Below are 15870 nucleotides of genomic sequence, written 5' to 3'. Positions count from 1 at the left end.
ACTCACCCGACGCGGAGCGACGCCGCCACCGGCTCCCGGGCCATCCGCACCGCCGGCACCGCACCGAGCACCAGCGACCCGACCAGCACCGCGGGGATGATCAGCGCAATCGGCCAGACGGGCACCGCGACGTCGGGCGCCACGCCCGTCTGGCTCGCCACCTGCCACCACAGCAGCCGGCCGCCGCCCAGCCCGAGCAGCACGCCGAACGCGACGCCGGGCAGCACGGTCGTGCCGGCCAGGACCCCGAGCGCGGCGCGCACCTGCCCCGGCGTCGCACCCAGCACGGACAGCAGCGCGGCGTCCCGGGTGTGCCGGCGGACCGCGCTGATCAGCGTGTGGACCAGCCCCGCCACGGCGACGGCGGCGAGCAGCGTCGCCAGGATCTCGGGCAGCCGGAGCAGGCCGGCGAGGGTGTCGATCTCGGGCGGCATGCCCGGCAGGTGCACCTCGAGGCGTTGCGCGAGGTCGCCGTAGAGCGCGCCCGCCTGCCCCGGCGCGGCCAGGACGTGCGCCGACGCCAGCGGCTGCCGGAAGAGCTCGCGCAGCTGGTCCGGCGTCATCAGCAGGCCCTCGCCGAGCGGCGCGCCGCGTTCGGGCTGCGGGACGGCCACGCCGGTCACGGTGAGCCGGGCCGTGCGCCCGTCCGACGAGGTGACCTCGACGGAGTCGCCGAGGCCGAGCTGCTCGCGCACCGCCACCCGCGCCCCGACGGCCACCTCCCCCGGCACCGCCGGCATCCGGCCGTCGACCAGCGAGACCGGGATGTCGCCCTTGCGCAGCACGTGGGCGTAGGCGTCGATCTGCCGGGACCGGGCCGGATCGATCGTCACCCGCCCGGTCTCGACCTCGGTCAGCCCGGCGACGCGGGGATCGGCGGCCAGCGCGGCCATGTCCGGTTCGCGGGCGTCGGCGATCGTGAGGTCGGAGGTGAACCCGTACCGGGCGGGGGTGTCGACGAGCCGCTGCAGGCTCGCGCCGAGCATGGTCGACGCGACGATCCCGGCGACCGTCACCGCGATCCCGGTCGCGGTGATCGCGGCGGGCAGGCCGATGGTCCCGGGCACCGTGCGGCCGCGCAGGGCGAGCCGCAGCCCCACGAACAGCGGCGGCCAGCGCACGGCCCAGCGGGCGGGCCGGTGCCGGCCGGCCGGCGGCCGGGCGACGGCGGCGCGCCCGGCCAGCGCTGCGCTGCCGGCCGCCAGGGCGAGGAAGCAGAGCAGGACGACCGCGCCGCCGCCGGCGATCGTGCCCCAGACGGGCCGGAAGCCGGTGTCGGGCTCGAACCGGGCCTGGCTGCCGATGGGTTCGATGGCGCCGGCGGCCAGCGTCATACCGGCCGCGACGACCGCCGCCGCGGCCGCGCCCACGCCGGCGGCGAGCACCCTGGCCCCGATGCGCTCGGCCGTCGTCATGCCCAGGGCGTTCTCCACCCGCTGGTCGGCGGCGCCACGGGCGTGGTGGCGCACCAGCCCCTGCCCGACGACGACGCAGCCGCCCACCGCCACGACCAGGGCGAACCCCCACAGCCCGATGCCGAGTACGCGTTCGGCCGCGGCGACCGCGGGATCGGCGTCCGTGGTCGGGAAGACCGGGATCTCCGGGACGTAGTTGCCGACGATCAACGGCCGCGGCTGGCCCTGGTAGCTGCGGGCGAGGGAGGCGACGAACCGGTCCCGCAGCGCGGCGTCGGCCGCCGCGTCGCCGGTGTAGGCGAGCCGCGCGAACCCCGAGCGACCACCCGCGGCGCCGGCGTTCTGCGCGGCGAAGGCGGGCGTGGACATGGAGTCGCCGATGGGGCCGTTCCACGACGGCATCCGCCCGATGCCGACGACCGTCATCCGCCGGGTGGCACCCTCCGGCTCGCCGAACCCGACGTCGAACCGCGCGACCTGGCGCAGGGTCAGCATCTTCAGCGTGATCCGGTCGCCCACGCGCAGCCCGGCCGCGGCGGCGAGGGGTTCGCCGACGAGCAGCTCGTCGGCCGCCTCGACGCGCGGCGCGCGCCCGGCGACGATCACCGGCGTGACCAGGTCGTCCGGCCGCTCGGGCCCGGCGATCACCGAGGTGTACTGCAGGGTGGGCCCGGCGATCTGCGCGATCCACGCGTAGGCGGTCCAGCTCTCCTCGACGCCGGGCAGCCCGGCGAAGCCGGCCGTGACCTCGGGGAGGTCGGCGGGGAGGTAGGCGCGGGCGTCGTCGAGCCCGGTGCGCTCGACGAGGCGCGGGTAGGCGCTGCCGGTGCGGTCCGCGACCACGGCGGCACCGAGCAGGAGCCCGCCGACCACACCGGCGATCAGGCCGAGGACGAGCAGCGCACGGAACCCCGAGCGCAGCTCCGCCCGGGCGACGGCCCGCATCCCGTGCCAGCCCGCCCCGCTCATCAGAGGGCCGCCAACGGGGAGACCGCGGGGGTGCGGGCCCGCAGCGCCGGGACCGCCGCGACCAGGGCGGCCCCGAGCGGCACCGCCGCGATGAGCAGCGCGATCGGGCCGACCGGCACGTCGATGTCGCCGCCGACCCCGATCGTCGACGCCACCTGCCACCAGAACAGCCGGGCGACGCCGAGCCCGACCGGCACGCCCAGCAGCACGGCGGGCACCGCGGTCGACGCGGCCAGCACGCCGAGCGTGGTCCGCACCTGGCCCGGGGTGGCCCCGAGCACGGAGAACACGGCCATCTCGCGCGCCAGCCGCCGGGCGCCGACCAGCAGCGAGTGCGCCAGCCCCGTCCCGGCGACGACGGCGAGCACCACCGCGAGCACGTCCGGCAGCCGGCCGAGGTCGCCGAGGTTGCGGATCGCCTCGGGCACGGTCGGCGGGGACAGCTCCAGCCGGCCGCCCAGCTCGGCGGCGAGCGCGTCGGCCGTGCCGGACCGGGCGTAGACGTGCGTGGTGAGCAGCGGGAAGGTGCGGTCGGGGCTCACCGCGAGCAGCCCGTCGCCGGTGGCGAGGAGGTCCTGGCCGAGCGGGCCGTGGTTCTCGTTGGGCACCACCGCGATCCCGACGACGGTCATCGGGTGCGGGGCGCCGTCCGTCCCCAGCGTGTCGATCCGCTCCCCCGCGGACAGCCCGCGCTCGGCGGCCACCCGGGGGTTGACGGCGACCTCGTCCGGGGCGGCCGGCAGCCGCCCGGACACCAGCTCGACGGGCGGGGCGCCCTTGCGGGCGGTGATGCTGACGATGCCGAGCGGGTCGCCGGAGGCGAGCCGGGCGTACGAGGTGTCGGTGATCGCCAGCGCCGCGACCCGCGGGTCCTCGACGAGCGCGAGGACGTCGGGTTCCCGGCTGTCGGCGATCGTGATGTCGGCGCCGCCCGCCCACCGGTCCGGGTTCGCGACGAGCCGGTCGAGGCTCGCCCCGACCGTCACCGTGGCGACGATCCCGGCGACCGCGGCCGTGGCGGCGAGAACCGTGATCACCGGCGGGACGCCGCGCCGGGTGCCCGCCTGAGCGAGCCTGCTGCCGAGCAGCAGGGTGGGCCACCGCCCCAGCGAACCGCCGACGGCGGCGGCGAGCGAGCCCGGCCGGGGCGCGGCCGGCTCGGGGACGACCAGCGCGCGGCGGCGCCAGGCGAACGTGGCGGCGACCGCCATGACCAGCAGGAACAGCGCCCCGAGCGCGGCACCGCCGGCCACCGCGAGCGCCCACTGCGGCCGGAAGCCCGGCTCCGGCTCGAAGCGGGCCTGGCTGCCGAGGGGCGCGAGGACGCCGGCGGCCACCACGACCCCGGCGCCGAGCAGCCCGGTCACCGCCGCCGCGGGGACGGCCGCGGCGACCCGGGCGGCCACGCTCTGCGCCGCCGTCATGCCGAGGGCGGACTCGATCGACCGGGCCGCGCGGGCCGTGCCCGCGGTCCGCAGCAGCCCGAGCCCGACGACCTGCACGGCGCCCAGGCCCACGACCAGGGCGAACAACCCGACGCCGATCAGCAGCGCCCGCTCGGCCGCGTGCACCGCGGGGTCGGGTGCGCGCGGGTGCTCCACCCCGGGCGTGAGGTAGTCGCCGACGATCGACGGCTGTGCGGCCGACAGCTCGGCGACGGCCGCGTCGAAGCGGGCGCCGGCGTCCGGCGTCGGGTCGAGCCGGACGTAGGCGGCGTGGCCGATCCCCGTCCCGGCCAGCGCCCGCGCGAACCCGGGCCCCGCGAGGACGTCGGGCAGGGCCTGCCCCCACCCCGGCATCCGGGCGACGCCGACGACGCGCACCGTGGTCGCCGGGCCGTGCGGGGTGAACCCGACGGCGAACTGCGCCATGTCCTCGAGGGTCAGCATCCGCAGCGGCAGCACCGTGCCGACGCCCATGCCGTGCTCCGCCGCCCGCTCGGAGATCACCACCTCGTCCGCCGCGGCCGGGTCGACCGCCCGCCCGTCGACGATCACCGGGGTGACCAGCTCGGGGTGCGGGGCGGTGCCCGCGGCCAGCGACATGTACCGCACCTGCGGGCCGTCGACCTGCGCCACCCACGCCTCGGTGAGCCACGCGTCGGCGACGCCGGGCAGGGTCGGCAGGGCCTCGATCAGCGCGGGCCGGTCGGACGGGACGATCAGCCGGGTGTCGTCGAGGTGCACGGCCTCGACGAGCCGCGGGTAGGCGGTGGCGGTGCGCTCGCCGACCGCGACCGCCCCCAGCACCACACCGCCGAGCAGGCCGAGCACCACGCCGAGGGCGAGCAGGCTCCAGCGCCGTTCCCGCAGCTCGGCGCGGGCGACGAGCCGGACCGCGCCCCGGTGGCCCGGCGCGCCGGCCGCGCGCGCGGGCACGGCTCAGCCCGCCACGGGTGCGGGGCGCGACGCGACCGGGGAGACCGGTGGTCGAGGGGCCGGCGCGCCGTTCGCCCCCGCGGCCGGGACGGGGATGCGCCCGGTGAGCACCGTGCCCTCGCCCGGCGCCGACTCGAGCTCGACGGTGCCGCCGATCGCGCCGAGCCGGTCCGCCATGTTCTGCAGCCCGCCGCCGCCGGCGACCCGGGCGGGGTCGAAGCCCGGCCCGTCGTCGGCGACGACCACGGTGAGCTCGTCGCCGTCGGCGCCGGCCTCCACCTGCAGCGTGATCGTGACGTGCGCGCCGGGGGCGTGCTTGCCCGCGTTCTGCAGCGCCTCGAGGCAGCAGAAGTACACGGCGGCCTCGGCCTGCTCCGGCATCCGCCCGACCCCGTCGGCGTGCACCTCGACGGTGAGCGGGCTGCGCTTGGCCGCGGCCCGCAGCGCGTCCCCCAGGCCGGCGTCGCGCAGCAGCGGCGGGTAGATGCCGTGGGCCAGGTCCCGCAGCGCCTGGATGGAGTCGCGGACGCCGCGGTCGAGCTCGTCGAGCAGCTCGGCGTTGGGGTCGTCGGGCGAGGTCAGGGTGTCGCGGACGAGCCGCAGCCCCACGGCGAGGGCGACCAGGTGCTGCTGGGCGCCGTCGTGCAGGTCGCGCTCGATGCGGCGGCGCTCGGCGTCCGCGGCCGCGACGAGGCGGGTGCGGGAGGCCTGCAGGTCGGCGTTGGTGCGGCGCAGGTCGGCCAGGGTGGCCTGGAGCGCCTCGTCGAGCGCGCGGTTGCGCAGCACGATCGCCAGCCGGCGGACGACCTCGGCCAGCGCCCGCTCGTCCGCCTCGCCGAAGGTGTCGGCGTCCGCGTCCCGCTCGATCACCACGAGGGCGAGCACCTCGCCGCCGTGCACCGCGGGGGCCAGCCGCAGCTGCCCGCGGCGGGCCGGCCCGTCCTCCTCGACCAGGTGCGGGAGCCAGAGCTCCAGCCAGCCCGGCCCGGCGACCCCGGCGCGCTGCAGCGTGGCCAGCTCGTCGGCGTCGAGCGGGATCGGCTCCGGCCCCGGCTCGACCGGCTGCGGGACGACGAGGCTGCGCGCCAGGTTCCGGGGCGCGTCGCCGCGGTCGGCCCAGATCTGCACGCGGGACAGCCGCCAGTCCTGCCGCATGGTCTCGGCGAGCTGACGGAGCAGGTCGTCGACGGGGGTGCCGCGGCCGGCCCGTTCGGCGAAGTCGGCGAGCAGCTCGTCGGGCGAGCGGCGGACGCCCTGCAGCGCGGCGCGGGTGGTGCGCGCGGCCCGGCGGCCGAGCGGGCCCGCCACGACCGCGACGACGAGCATCCCCACCAGCGCGGGGTTCAGCAGCGCACGTTCGGCCCCGAGCGGGATCCGCCCGAACACCAGCAGCACGACGAGCAGGCCGGAGCAGACCGCCACGGACAGGCCGCCGAACTCCGACGCGCCGACCAGCACCGCGGTGCTGGCGCGCCGGGCGGTGGCGCTGAACATCAGCGCGATCCCGACCGCGAGCACGACCCCGGCGATCAGCCCGGTGACCCACCAGGCCGGGCCGCCGCCCAGCAGCCCGACGACGACGCCGGGCGCGATCACCCCGGCCGCGCCGATGAGCCCGGACAGCAGCAGGGAGCTGCGGGCGCGTCGGCCCGTCCCGATCCCGACGCGGCGGTGGCTGCGGAACCCGGCGCCGGCCGGGAGCGGCGTGCGGTCGCTCACCGGGCCACCCGCAGCCCGGCGGGCACCTCGACCGGGCCGGACGGCTCGCCGTCGGCCAGGATGCGGCCGTCGCGCATGCGGACCAGCCGCTGCGCGCCCTCGGCGACCTCGCGGCTGTGCGTGACCATGAGGATCGTCTGGCCCTGGGCGTGCAGCCGCTGGAAGAGGTCGAGGACCTCGGCGGCGCCGTCCGAGTCCAGGGCGCCGGTCGGCTCGTCGGCCAGCAGGAGCGTGGGGCGGTTGGCAAGCGCGCGGGCGATCGCGACCCGCTGGCGCTGGCCGCCGGAGAGCGCGGCGGGCAGCTCGCGGGCCTTGTCGAGCAGGCCGAGCTGGTCGAGCAGGTCGCGGGCCCGGGCGGTGGCCTCGGCGGGCTTCGCGCCGGCGACGAGCGCGGCGAGCGAGACGTTCTCCAGCGCCGACATGTGCTCGATGAGGTGGAAGAACTGGAAGACCAGGCCGACGCTGCGGCGGCGCAGCCGGGCCAGCCGCTGGGCGCCGAGCTCCTCGATGCGGGTGCCGTCCAGAGAGATCGTGCCCTCGTCGGGGCGGTCGAGGCCGGCGAGCAGGTGCAGCAGTGTGGACTTGCCGCAGCCCGAGGGACCCATGAGCGCCACGAACTCGCCGGCGCGCACGCTGAGGTCGACACCGCGCAGGGCGCGCACGGGGGCCGTACCGGCCTCGTAGGTCTTGCGCAGACCGCGGACGACGAGGGCGGGGCCGGGCGCTGCGCCGCCGGCGCGACCGCCTGCGCCGGCTGCGGACTCGGTCTGCTGTGTCACCTGCTCACCCTAGGGAGGGCCGGGTCCGCGCCGGGAGGGCCCGCGGCGAAGAGACCGGCTGGCACGCCGGAGCGGGGTGGTACTGGCACCACCCTCGGCCTGTCGTCGCCGCGCCCGGCGCCCGCGTTACGCCCTCCCCTGGGTCACCCCGGTCCGATCACCTCAGGCGGCCCTCGGCGAGGTAGCGCTCGGACTCCTCCTTGTGCATCCGCTCGTCGTGCCCGATCTGGCGGAGCAGGTCGGCGACGGTGGCGTGGGCGCCGTAGCGGTCGGCGAAGGCGGAGCGGTGCGGCACCGTCTCCAGCTCCGGGTGCTCGGTGACGTACTCGGCGTACTCGTGCTCGGCGTGGTCCTCGAAGTCGGCGTTGAGCCGGTAGCTCCAGCGCGGCGCGAGCACGAACATCAGCCAGGCCACGTGGTAGTAGGACAGCGCGAGCAGCAGCGGGAGCACCCGGAAGCGCACCCGGCCCGGCTTCCGGCCGGACGCCCGGACGAGCTCGCCGACGATCAGCAGGTGCCACTGCTCGTTGTCCTGCTGCTCCCGGTTCTCCTCGATCCGCTCGTGGATGCGGCGGGCGAGGGCGCCGTCCCGGTGCCGGCGGGTGAGCAGGCGGTAGGCCGCGTTCTCCCAGATCTGGTATGGGATCCGCGCCACGATCTCGAGCACCTGGAACTTCTCCAGCGTCCGGCGGCGGCCGTACAGCAGGTCCATGGTCACGAACAGCAGCCGGGCGAGGAGCGAGTACCGGCGGCGGGGCGCGGCCAGGGTGGCGAGCTGCTCGCGGCGCAGGGCGCGGCGGCCCAGGCGCGGGGTGGCCGCGGCGGTGAGCGGGCGGTCCGCGTGATCCCCGTCCGGCGAGGGAAGGAGTCGGACGTCGAGGCTTCCGCTGCCCGGACGCGGATCGTGCACGGCCGGCGGCCGCGGTCCGGGGTGGCGCGGAAGGGGATGGCCGGGGCCGGGGCGGCGGAGGGCGTGGTGCGGGTGCCCGGGGTGCGGCGGGTGTCCCGGGCGGGACGGGCCGGGGTGGGGCGGCCGGGACGTCGGCCCCGGCGCGGGACGGGGCGACGTGCCCGGGGTCGGACGGGGCGCAGAGGCGGGACGGGGCGCAGGAGCGGGACGGGGCGCAGGGGCGGGACGGCTCGTACCGGCGACGGAAGGGGGCAGAGCGGCGGGGGGACGGGGCGGGGTGGCGGGCGCGGGGCGGCGGGGGGCGGGCACGCTCCCGATCTGCACGGGGATCCCGTGGTCGAGGCCGGCGGGGGTCGGGGCGGGGCGCATGCGGCTCCTCCGGGTCGGCCCGGCGAGGGTTCCGGGCGGTCGGGGGAACCCTGTCGTCGCCCGGGGCGCGGCACGACCGTGCTGCCCGGTCGACCGCACGCGGCACCCACACCTCGGTCCGGTGTTGCCAGCACCACCCTCCGGTGCGTCGGCCCGCCGCAGCGCGGGGCGTCCGCTCAGCGGATCCGGCCGAGGACCTCGGCGAGCCGGTCGGGCATCGAGAACATCGGGGCGTGCGACGAGGGCAGCCGCTCGACGTGGTCGGCGGCCGCCGCCATCGCCTCCTGGGCCCCGATCGGGATGGTCGCGTCGTCCTCGCAGATCACATAGGTCACCGGGTGCATCCGTTCCGGCGCCGAGCTGGGTGTGGCGAAGCTGGCGATCGACTGGGGGCGTGCCCGCCGCAACAACGACTCGGCCCGCTCCCGCTCGACGTCGGCGCACAGCCACTCGTGGAGGAGGCCGACGTCGTCGACGGGCCGCAGCGTGCCGTCCTCGCCGGGCTCGACCCAGGGCAGCGGCGGCAGGGTGCCCAGCAGGTCGAGCAGCGACGCCCCGCGCGCCGGCCAGGCCGCGGAGACGTACACGCCGTGCGCCACGTCGGGATGGTCGGCGAGCTCGGTGACGACCATGCCGCTGTACGAGTGCCCGACGAGCACCACCGGCTCCTCGGCCGACTCCACGTGCTGCCGGACCACCTCGACGTCGCCGGCGAGATCGCCGAGGGGCGCGGGGTCCGCCCCGCAGCTCGGCAGCTGGGGGACGACGTCGACGGTGTGCCCGGCCTTCTCCAGCCGGGAACGGACCTCGTCCCAGTACCAGCCGCCGACGAAGGCGCCGTGGACGAGGACGTAGGTCGTCATGGGATCGAGAGTGGTCCCCGTCACATGCGGCGGCAACCGCCGAAAGGCGGCGCCGCGTCAGATGTCGACGCTCCCGCGGGGCTGGTCGACGGCCGCGGCCTGGACCCGGGGCTGCTGCCGGTAGCCCGGGCGGGGGTCGGGGAGCAGTCCGAGGGCCACCCCGACGGCGGCCAGGTCCGGGTAGGTCCCGATCGGCAGGGACCACAGCTGGGCGGTGGTCACGGAGTCCGCCCCGTAGTGGTCGGCGTGCGCGATGATCTGCCACTTCGCCGCGGGGTAGGTCAGTCCGGCCAGCACCTGGCCGATGCGCGCCAGGTCGGCGCGGGACGTCCGTCGGTACACGGTTCCTCCTGGTCGGCGCGCTCCGCGAGGGGCTCCGGGACGCGTCGCGGGAGAGTGCCCCACATCACAGTTTTCAAACACCGCCGTCCCTGCGACCCGCCCGAGGGGGCGTCTGTTGTGCGGCCGAGGCGCGCCCCCGTAGGGTTGGCGGGCGGTTGACGCGACAGTCCGCAGCACGCGTCCGCGGAAGTCGAGGAGCACGGTGCGTAATGAGCAGTGAGACCCCCGCCGACGAGGGCGGCGTCGAGATCGACGACGTCGTCCGCTTCGAACGGGCCGGCGAGGGTGACGGCGCGTCCCTGGTCGCGCACGTCCGCGGCGAGATCGACACGTTGACCGCACCCCTGCTGCGCACCGAGCTCGACGCCCGGCTGCCCGAGGCCCCGCTGGTCGTCCTCGACCTGTCCGGGGTGACCTTCCTGGGGTCCGCCGGGCTGGCCGTGCTCGTCGCGGCGAAGGACGCGGTGGAGCGGCGCGGCCACACGCTGCGGCTGGTGTGCGGGTCGCGGATCGTGACCCGGGCGCTCGAGGCGACCGGGCTGCTGGCGCTGTTCGAGGTGGCCGACGGGGTGTCGGACGCGCTGCGCCCCACCGGCTGAGCCTGCCAGGGAGGCGTCTGGGCGCCTGGTGGCCCCCGCGGTCTTCAACACCGACGTGGCCGAGCACCTCGGTCAGGCGGGTTCGATTCCCGTCCGCCTCCGCCAAGCCCTCACCGGCTGATGCGAATCCGGCCGGTCCCCTCCTGCACCCGTCCGACGACCGCGGCGCCGGGCAGCTCCGCCACCGTGGCCGCCGCCCGCTCCGGGTCGGCGCCGAACAGCAGCCCGCCCGAGGTCTGCGCGTCGGCGAGCAGCAGCACGTCCGTCTCCGTCACACCGGGCGCCAGGTCCAGCACCTCGGCCACCCAGTCCCGGTTGCGGCGGGTTCCGCCCGGGACCGTCCCGGCCTCGGCCAGTTCCCGCACGCCCGGGAGCAGCGGCACGTCGCCGACGACGATCTCGGCGTCGACCCCGGAGGCGGCCGCCATCTTGCGCAGGTGACCGAGCAGGCCGAACCCCGTGACGTCCGTGCAGCCGGTCGCCCCGGCGGCGAGCGCGGCGGCCGAGGCGGCGGCGTTGGGCGTGCACATCGAGTCGACCGCGCGGGCGAGCAGGTCCTCCCCCGCGGTGCCCGCCTTGACCGCCGTGGTGGCGATGCCGACGCCGAGGGGCTTGGTGAGCACCAGGGCGTCCCCCGGGCGCAGGCCGGTGTTGGTGAGGATCCGGTCCGGGTGCAGCTCGCCGACCACGGCCAGCCCGTACTTGGGCTCCGGGTCGTCGATCGAGTGCCCGCCGACCACGGCGAACCCGCACTCCCGGCCGGCGTCGGCGCCGCCCTCCAGCACCTCGGCCAGCATCGCCGGCGGCAGCGTCTCCGACGGCCAGGCCACGATGTTCAGGGCGAAGAGCGGCCGGCCGCCCATCGCGAACACGTCGGACACGGCGTTGGTGGCGGCGATCCGGCCCCAGGTCCGCGGGTCGTCGACGACCGGCGTGAAGAAGTCCGTGGTCGCGACGAGCGCGCGGTCGGCGTCGAGCCGCCAGACGGCGGCGTCGTCACCCGTCTCGGTGCCGACGAGCAGGTCGGGGTGACTGGGCGGGGTCACGCCCGCGAGGACCTCGGCGAGCCGGCCGGGCCCGATCTTGCACCCGCAGCCCGCACCGTGGCTGAACTGGGTGAGCCTGCGCGTCTGCTCGGTGGAACCCGCGGTCATCCTCCGACCGTATCCCGTCCGCCCGTCGCACGCGGGCTCCCACTGACCGACCCGGCCGACCCCGCAGGGAGATCGTCCGCAACGGGAGTCACACTCTGGAGGCGTGACATCCGTTCCGGAGCGTGACGCCGACCCGGTCACCCGGTCCGGCGCGTTCGAGGTCGTGCGCCGCGGCTACGCGCGCGACCAGGTCGACGCGCTGGTCCGCGAGCTGGAGCGGCGCGCCCAGGCCGCCGAGAACGCGCGCCGCATGGCCGAGCAGCACGCCGCGGGCCTCGCGGAGGAGCTGCGGACCCTGCGGGCCGGCACCCCCGCGGAGGGCCTGCCCACGGTCCCGCAGAGCTTCGGGTTCCGCGCGGAGAAGGTCCTGCGGCTCGCCGAGCGCGAGGCGTCCGACATCCGGGCCGCCGCGGAGCGCGACGCCGCCGAGACCCGCGCCACCGCCACCCGCGAGGCGACCGACCTGATGGAACGCGCCCACACCGCCGCGGGGCAGGCCCGCGCCGAGGCCGAGGCCGAGTGGGCGGCCGTGGCCACCGAGCGGGCCGAGCTGGCGGCGCGGGTCGCCGAGCACGTCGAGCGGATGGAGGAGCTCGCCGGCCTGCGCGCCGCGCTGCGCGACGAACTGGCCAGGGTGCACGCCGCGGTCGGCGCCGAGCTGCGCGGGCTCGACGCGGCGCTCGCGCCGGACGTCACCGCCGGCGACGCCGAGGAGCCGGTCCGCGTCGACGAGTCCGACCCGGCCGACGAGTCCGACCCGGTCGACGAGTCGGACCCGGTCGACGAGTCCGACCCGGTCGACGAGTCCGACCCGGCCGACGAGACGGAGGAGGCCGATGAGACGACGGAGCAGGCCGGAACCGCCGGGCCCGCCGTCGTCGAGCAGCCCGGGCCCGGCGTCGACCGGGCCGAGGCCGTCGAGCAGCCCGAGGCCGTCACCGAGCCGGCCGAGACCGAACCCGCCACCGGTGAGCCGTCCGACGAGCCGGCCCCCGCGGTGTGGACCCCCACCCCCGGCACGGCGGACCTGTTCGAAGCCGAAGCGGCCCGCCCGACCGACCGCGGCTCCGTCCGCGTCCCGGAACAGCGTCGCGAACAGACGACGGAGAGCAGACACGCCCTGCGCTCCGGCTGACGGGCACGGCATGCTCTTCCCATGACGGACGCCCCGGTCCGCGGCACGACCGCTCCCCCGCCCGCGGACGCACCCGACCCGCGCCGCGCCGTACCGCGCACGGACGCGGTGCTCGCCGACCCGCGCCTGGCGGAGGCGATCCACCGGCTGGGCCGTGCGCTGGTGAAGCGCGCGGTCGTCGACGCCCAGCAGCAGGCCCGCGCGGGTGCCATCCCGCCCGCCGAGGTCGCCGAGGCCGCGCTCGCCGCCCTCCCGCGCACCGCGACCCGGCTGCGTCCCGTGCTCAACGCGACGGGCGTGCTGCTGCACACCAACCTCGGCCGCGCCCCGCTCTCCGCCGCCGCCCGGGAGGCCCTCGCGGTCGCCGCCGGCACCTGCGACGTCGAGCTGGACCTCACCACCGGCACCCGCGGCCGCCGCGGCGCCGGGGTGATCGACGCCCTGCTCGCGGCCGTCCCCGGGGCTGCGGCCGCGCACGTCGCGAACAACGGCGCGGCCGCGCTCGCGCTCGTCGCGGCGACCCTCGCGGCCGGGAAGGAGATCGTGGTGTCGCGCGGCGAGCTCGTCGAGATCGGCGACGGCTTCCGCATCCCCGACCTGCTCGAGTCGACCGGCGCGCGGCTGCGCGAGGTCGGCACCACCAACCGCACCCACCTCGCCGACTACGCGCGCGCGATCGTCCCGAACACCGGGTTCGTGCTCAAGGTGCACCCCTCGAACTTCACCGTCAGCGGCTTCACCAGCGAGGTCGGCCCGGAGGAGCTGGCGGGGCTGGGCGTGCCGGTGGTCGCCGACATCGGCTCCGGGCTGCTCACCCCGCACCCGCTGCTGCCCGACGAGCCGGACGCCGCCGGCATGCTCGCCCGCGGCGCCACGTTGGTCACCGCGTCCGGCGACAAGCTCCTCGGCGGACCGCAGGCGGGCCTGGTCCTCGGTGGCGCGGGCGCGGGCGCGGAGCTGGTCGAGAAGGTCCGCCGGTTCCCGCTGGCCCGGGCGATGCGCGTCGACAAGCTCACGCTCGCGGCGCTGGAGGCCACGCTGCGCGGCCCCGGCACGCCCGTCCGGACGGCGCTGGAGACCTCCGTCGAAGACCTACGGCGCCGGGCCGAGCGGCTCGCCGGGGAGCTTGGTGGGTTCGCCGAGGCCGTCGACTCCGTCTCGACCGTCGGCGGCGGGGGCGCCCCGGGCGTCACGCTGCCGAGCGCCGCCGTCGCGCTGCCGGAACGGTTCGCCGCGGCCCTGCGCGCCGGCGACCCGGCCGTCCTGGGCCGGTTGGAGGGCGGGCGCTGCCTGCTGGACCTGCGCGCCCTGGACCCGGCCGACGACGAGGCCCTCGCCGCCGCCGTCGCGGCCGCCGCCACCCAGACCGGGACCTGACGATGCCCGCCCGCGTGATCGCGACGGCGGGGCACGTCGACCACGGCAAGTCCACCCTGGTCCGCGCCCTGACCGGGATGGAGCCCGACCGGCTGGCCGAAGAGCGCCGCCGCGGCCTGACGATCGACCTCGGGTTCGCCTGGACCCGCCTCGACTCGGGCACCGACCTGGCCTTCGTCGACGTGCCCGGCCACGAACGCTTCGTCACGACGATGCTGGCCGGCGCCGGGCCGGTCCCCGCGGCGATGATCGTCGTCGCCGCCGACGAGGGCTGGATGCCCCAGTCCGCCGAGCACCTCGACGCGCTCGACGCCCTCGGCGTGGAACGCGGCCTGCTCGTGATCACCCGCTCCGACCTGCTCGACCCGGAGCCCGCGCGGGAGGACGCCCTGGCGGCGCTGGCACGCTCGTCGCTCGGCGAGCTGCCGGTCGTTCCGGTGTGCGCGCCGCGCGGCGAGGGCATCCCCGAGCTCCGCGCCGCGCTCGACGCGCTGGTCGGCGGCCTGCCCGAACCCGATCCCGCCGCCGACGTCCGGCTGTGGGTGGACCGCGCCTTCACCATCCGCGGCGCCGGGACGGTCGTGACCGGCACGCTGGGCGCGGGCCGGATCCGGCTGGGCGACGAGCTGGAGCTCGGTGGCCGCCGGGTCGGCGTGCGCGGGCTGGAGAGCCTCGGCGAGCCGCGCGAGGAGGTCACCGGCGTCGCACGGGTGGCGGTGAACCTGCGCGGGCTGCCGAAGGAGGCCGTACGGCGCGGGGACGCCCTGCTCACCCCCGGCGCGTGGCTCACCGCGAGCGACGTCGACGTCCGGCTGCGGGCGCCGGGCGGCGGGGTGGATCCCGACGCGCCCGTCGAGCTGCCCGGAACCCTGATGCTGCACACGGGCGCAGCCGCGACCGGGGTCCGTGTGCGCCCGCTCGGCCCCCACCACGCCCGGCTGCGGCTGGACCACCCGCTGCCGCTGCGCACCGGCGACCGGGCGGTGCTGCGCGACCCCGGCCGGCGCGCGGTCCTCGCCGGGGCGGTGGTGCTGGACGTCCGGCCGCCCGTGCTGGCCAGGCGCGGCGCCGCCCGGCGCCGGGCGGACGAGCTCGCCGCCCCCGGCTTCGGCACCGCGGCCGGAGAGGTGGCCCGGCGCGGCGTCGTGCGGGCCGCGGACCTGGTCGCGATGGGGGTGCCACCCACGGAGGTCGCGGCTCTCCGCGTGCCCGCGGCCCACGGCTGGCTGGTCGACCCCGCGCGGGCCGTCCGGGCGGTCGCCGACCTCGCCGCGGCCGTCGAGGCCCACGACGCCGCCGAGCCGCTCGACCCGGGGCTCACGACGGAGGCCGCCCGCCGCGCCGCCGGCCTGCCCGACGCCGCGCTGCTGCCCGCGGTCCTCGCCGCCGCGTCGAGGCCGGCCGACGGCGGCGGGGTCCCGCTCGTGCTGCGCGACGGCCGCGTCCGGCTCGACCGGGCCCACGCCCTCCCGGCCGCGGTCCGGGAGGCGCTCGCGACCCTGCGCCACGACCTCGCGGGGGACCCCTTCGCGGCCCCCGACGCCGACCGGCTCGCGCAGCTCGGCCTCGGCACGAAGGAGCTCGCGGCGCTCGTCCGGGCGGGCGAGCTGGTGGAGCTCGCGCGCGGCGTGGTGCTGCTGCCGGACGCCCCGGACCGGGCGGTCGAGGTGCTGCGGACCATCGGCCCGGTGTTCACGCTCAGCGAGGCGCGGCAGGCGCTCGGGACCAGCCGCCGCGTCGCCGTCCCGCTGCTCGAGCTGCTCGGCCGGACCGGGCACACCCGGCGCCCCGACGACAGCCACCACGAGCTGCGCTGAGTGCTCTCGCCGCCCCTCGGGGACCGTTCGCCGCGCCGCCTTCA

Annotated in this window: 12 protein-coding genes and 1 tRNA gene; 5 read left to right on the top strand and 8 right to left on the bottom strand. The window is 77.8% G+C overall.

Features of this window, described 5'->3' with window-relative positions:
• Positions 1–2: 2 nt before the first annotated feature.
• From ACQP04_RS08195 to ACQP04_RS08165, 7 genes are all read right to left on the bottom strand, one after another.
• Positions 3–2384: an FtsX-like permease family protein gene (locus ACQP04_RS08195; RefSeq protein ID WP_433506450.1), complete on the bottom strand. Its 2382-nt coding sequence runs from the start codon at positions 2382–2384 to the stop codon at positions 3–5.
• A complete protein-coding gene (locus tag ACQP04_RS08190) occupies positions 2384–4762 on the bottom strand; it encodes an FtsX-like permease family protein (RefSeq protein WP_433506449.1) in 2379 nt (792 codons plus the stop codon). Before ACQP04_RS08190 ends, ACQP04_RS08195 begins: the two co-directional genes overlap by 1 nt.
• 3 nt (positions 4763–4765) lie before the next feature.
• Positions 4766–6481, bottom strand: coding sequence for a sensor histidine kinase (locus ACQP04_RS08185; RefSeq protein ID WP_433506448.1), 1716 nt, complete (start codon positions 6479–6481; stop codon positions 4766–4768).
• Positions 6478–7260: an ABC transporter ATP-binding protein gene (locus ACQP04_RS08180; RefSeq protein ID WP_433506447.1), complete on the bottom strand. Its 783-nt coding sequence runs from the start codon at positions 7258–7260 to the stop codon at positions 6478–6480. The genes ACQP04_RS08185 and ACQP04_RS08180 overlap by 4 nt, the downstream gene beginning before the upstream one ends.
• Positions 7261–7417: 157 nt before the next feature.
• A complete protein-coding gene (locus ACQP04_RS08175) occupies positions 7418–8170 on the bottom strand; it encodes an alternative oxidase (protein ID WP_433506446.1) in 753 nt (250 codons plus the stop codon).
• A 545-nt stretch (positions 8171–8715) separates the two neighbouring features.
• Positions 8716–9402 (bottom strand): alpha/beta hydrolase, encoded by a 687-nt coding sequence (locus ACQP04_RS08170; protein ID WP_433506445.1) that lies wholly within the window; start codon positions 9400–9402, stop codon positions 8716–8718.
• Positions 9403–9459: 57 nt separating this feature from the next.
• Complete coding sequence (locus tag ACQP04_RS08165; protein WP_433506444.1) at positions 9460–9744, bottom strand: DUF2795 domain-containing protein; 285 nt, start codon at positions 9742–9744, stop codon at positions 9460–9462.
• 209 nt (positions 9745–9953) lie between these two features.
• On the opposite strand from ACQP04_RS08165, the gene ACQP04_RS08160 reads away from it, so the two are divergent.
• Positions 9954–10343, top strand: a complete 390-nt coding sequence (locus ACQP04_RS08160; RefSeq protein ID WP_433506443.1) for an STAS domain-containing protein — start codon at positions 9954–9956, stop codon at positions 10341–10343.
• A 9-nt stretch (positions 10344–10352) separates the two neighbouring features.
• Positions 10353–10448, top strand: a tRNA-Sec gene (locus tag ACQP04_RS08155).
• A 5-nt stretch (positions 10449–10453) separates the two neighbouring features.
• On the opposite strand, the gene selD is transcribed toward ACQP04_RS08155, so the two are convergent.
• The gene (selD, locus tag ACQP04_RS08150; RefSeq protein ID WP_433506442.1) at positions 10454–11497 is read right to left on the bottom strand and encodes a selenide, water dikinase SelD; all 1044 of its coding nucleotides are present in this window, start codon (positions 11495–11497) and stop codon (positions 10454–10456) included.
• A 103-nt stretch (positions 11498–11600) separates the two neighbouring features.
• Between selD and ACQP04_RS08145 the strand changes: the two genes are divergently transcribed.
• From ACQP04_RS08145 to selB, 3 genes are read left to right on the top strand one after another with little or no spacing between them, the layout of a single operon-like run.
• Positions 11601–12632: a hypothetical protein gene (locus tag ACQP04_RS08145; protein WP_433506441.1), complete on the top strand. Its 1032-nt coding sequence runs from the start codon at positions 11601–11603 to the stop codon at positions 12630–12632.
• A gap of 21 nt (positions 12633–12653) precedes the next feature.
• Entirely contained in the window at positions 12654–14009 is a 1356-nt protein-coding gene (gene selA / locus ACQP04_RS08140) for an L-seryl-tRNA(Sec) selenium transferase (protein ID WP_433506440.1), read from the top strand.
• 2 nt (positions 14010–14011) lie between these two features.
• Positions 14012–15826 (top strand): selenocysteine-specific translation elongation factor, encoded by a 1815-nt coding sequence (selB, locus tag ACQP04_RS08135; protein ID WP_433506439.1) that lies wholly within the window; start codon positions 14012–14014, stop codon positions 15824–15826.
• Positions 15827–15870 lie beyond the last annotated feature (44 nt).

The sequence above is a fragment of the Pseudonocardia halophobica genome (assembly GCF_050948485.1).
Classification (GTDB): domain Bacteria; phylum Actinomycetota; class Actinomycetes; order Mycobacteriales; family Pseudonocardiaceae; genus Pseudonocardia; species Pseudonocardia halophobica.
This window is presented reverse-complemented; position numbering and strand designations above follow the sequence as displayed.

Bases quoted from the DNA above. Each gene is read 5' to 3' on its own strand.
- ACQP04_RS08195 (WP_433506450.1), bottom strand. From the start codon at position 2,384: ATGAGCGGGGCGGGCTGGCACGGGATGCGGGCCGTCGCCCGGGCGGAG.
- ACQP04_RS08170 (WP_433506445.1), bottom strand. From the start codon at position 9,402: ATGACGACCTACGTCCTCGTCCACGGCGCCTTCGTCGGCGGCTGGTAC.
- ACQP04_RS08160 (WP_433506443.1), top strand. From the start codon at position 9,954: ATGAGCAGTGAGACCCCCGCCGACGAGGGCGGCGTCGAGATCGACGAC.
- selD (WP_433506442.1), bottom strand. From the start codon at position 11,497: ATGACCGCGGGTTCCACCGAGCAGACGCGCAGGCTCACCCAGTTCAGC.
- selA (WP_433506440.1), top strand. From the start codon at position 12,654: ATGACGGACGCCCCGGTCCGCGGCACGACCGCTCCCCCGCCCGCGGAC.
- selB (WP_433506439.1), top strand. From the start codon at position 14,012: ATGCCCGCCCGCGTGATCGCGACGGCGGGGCACGTCGACCACGGCAAG.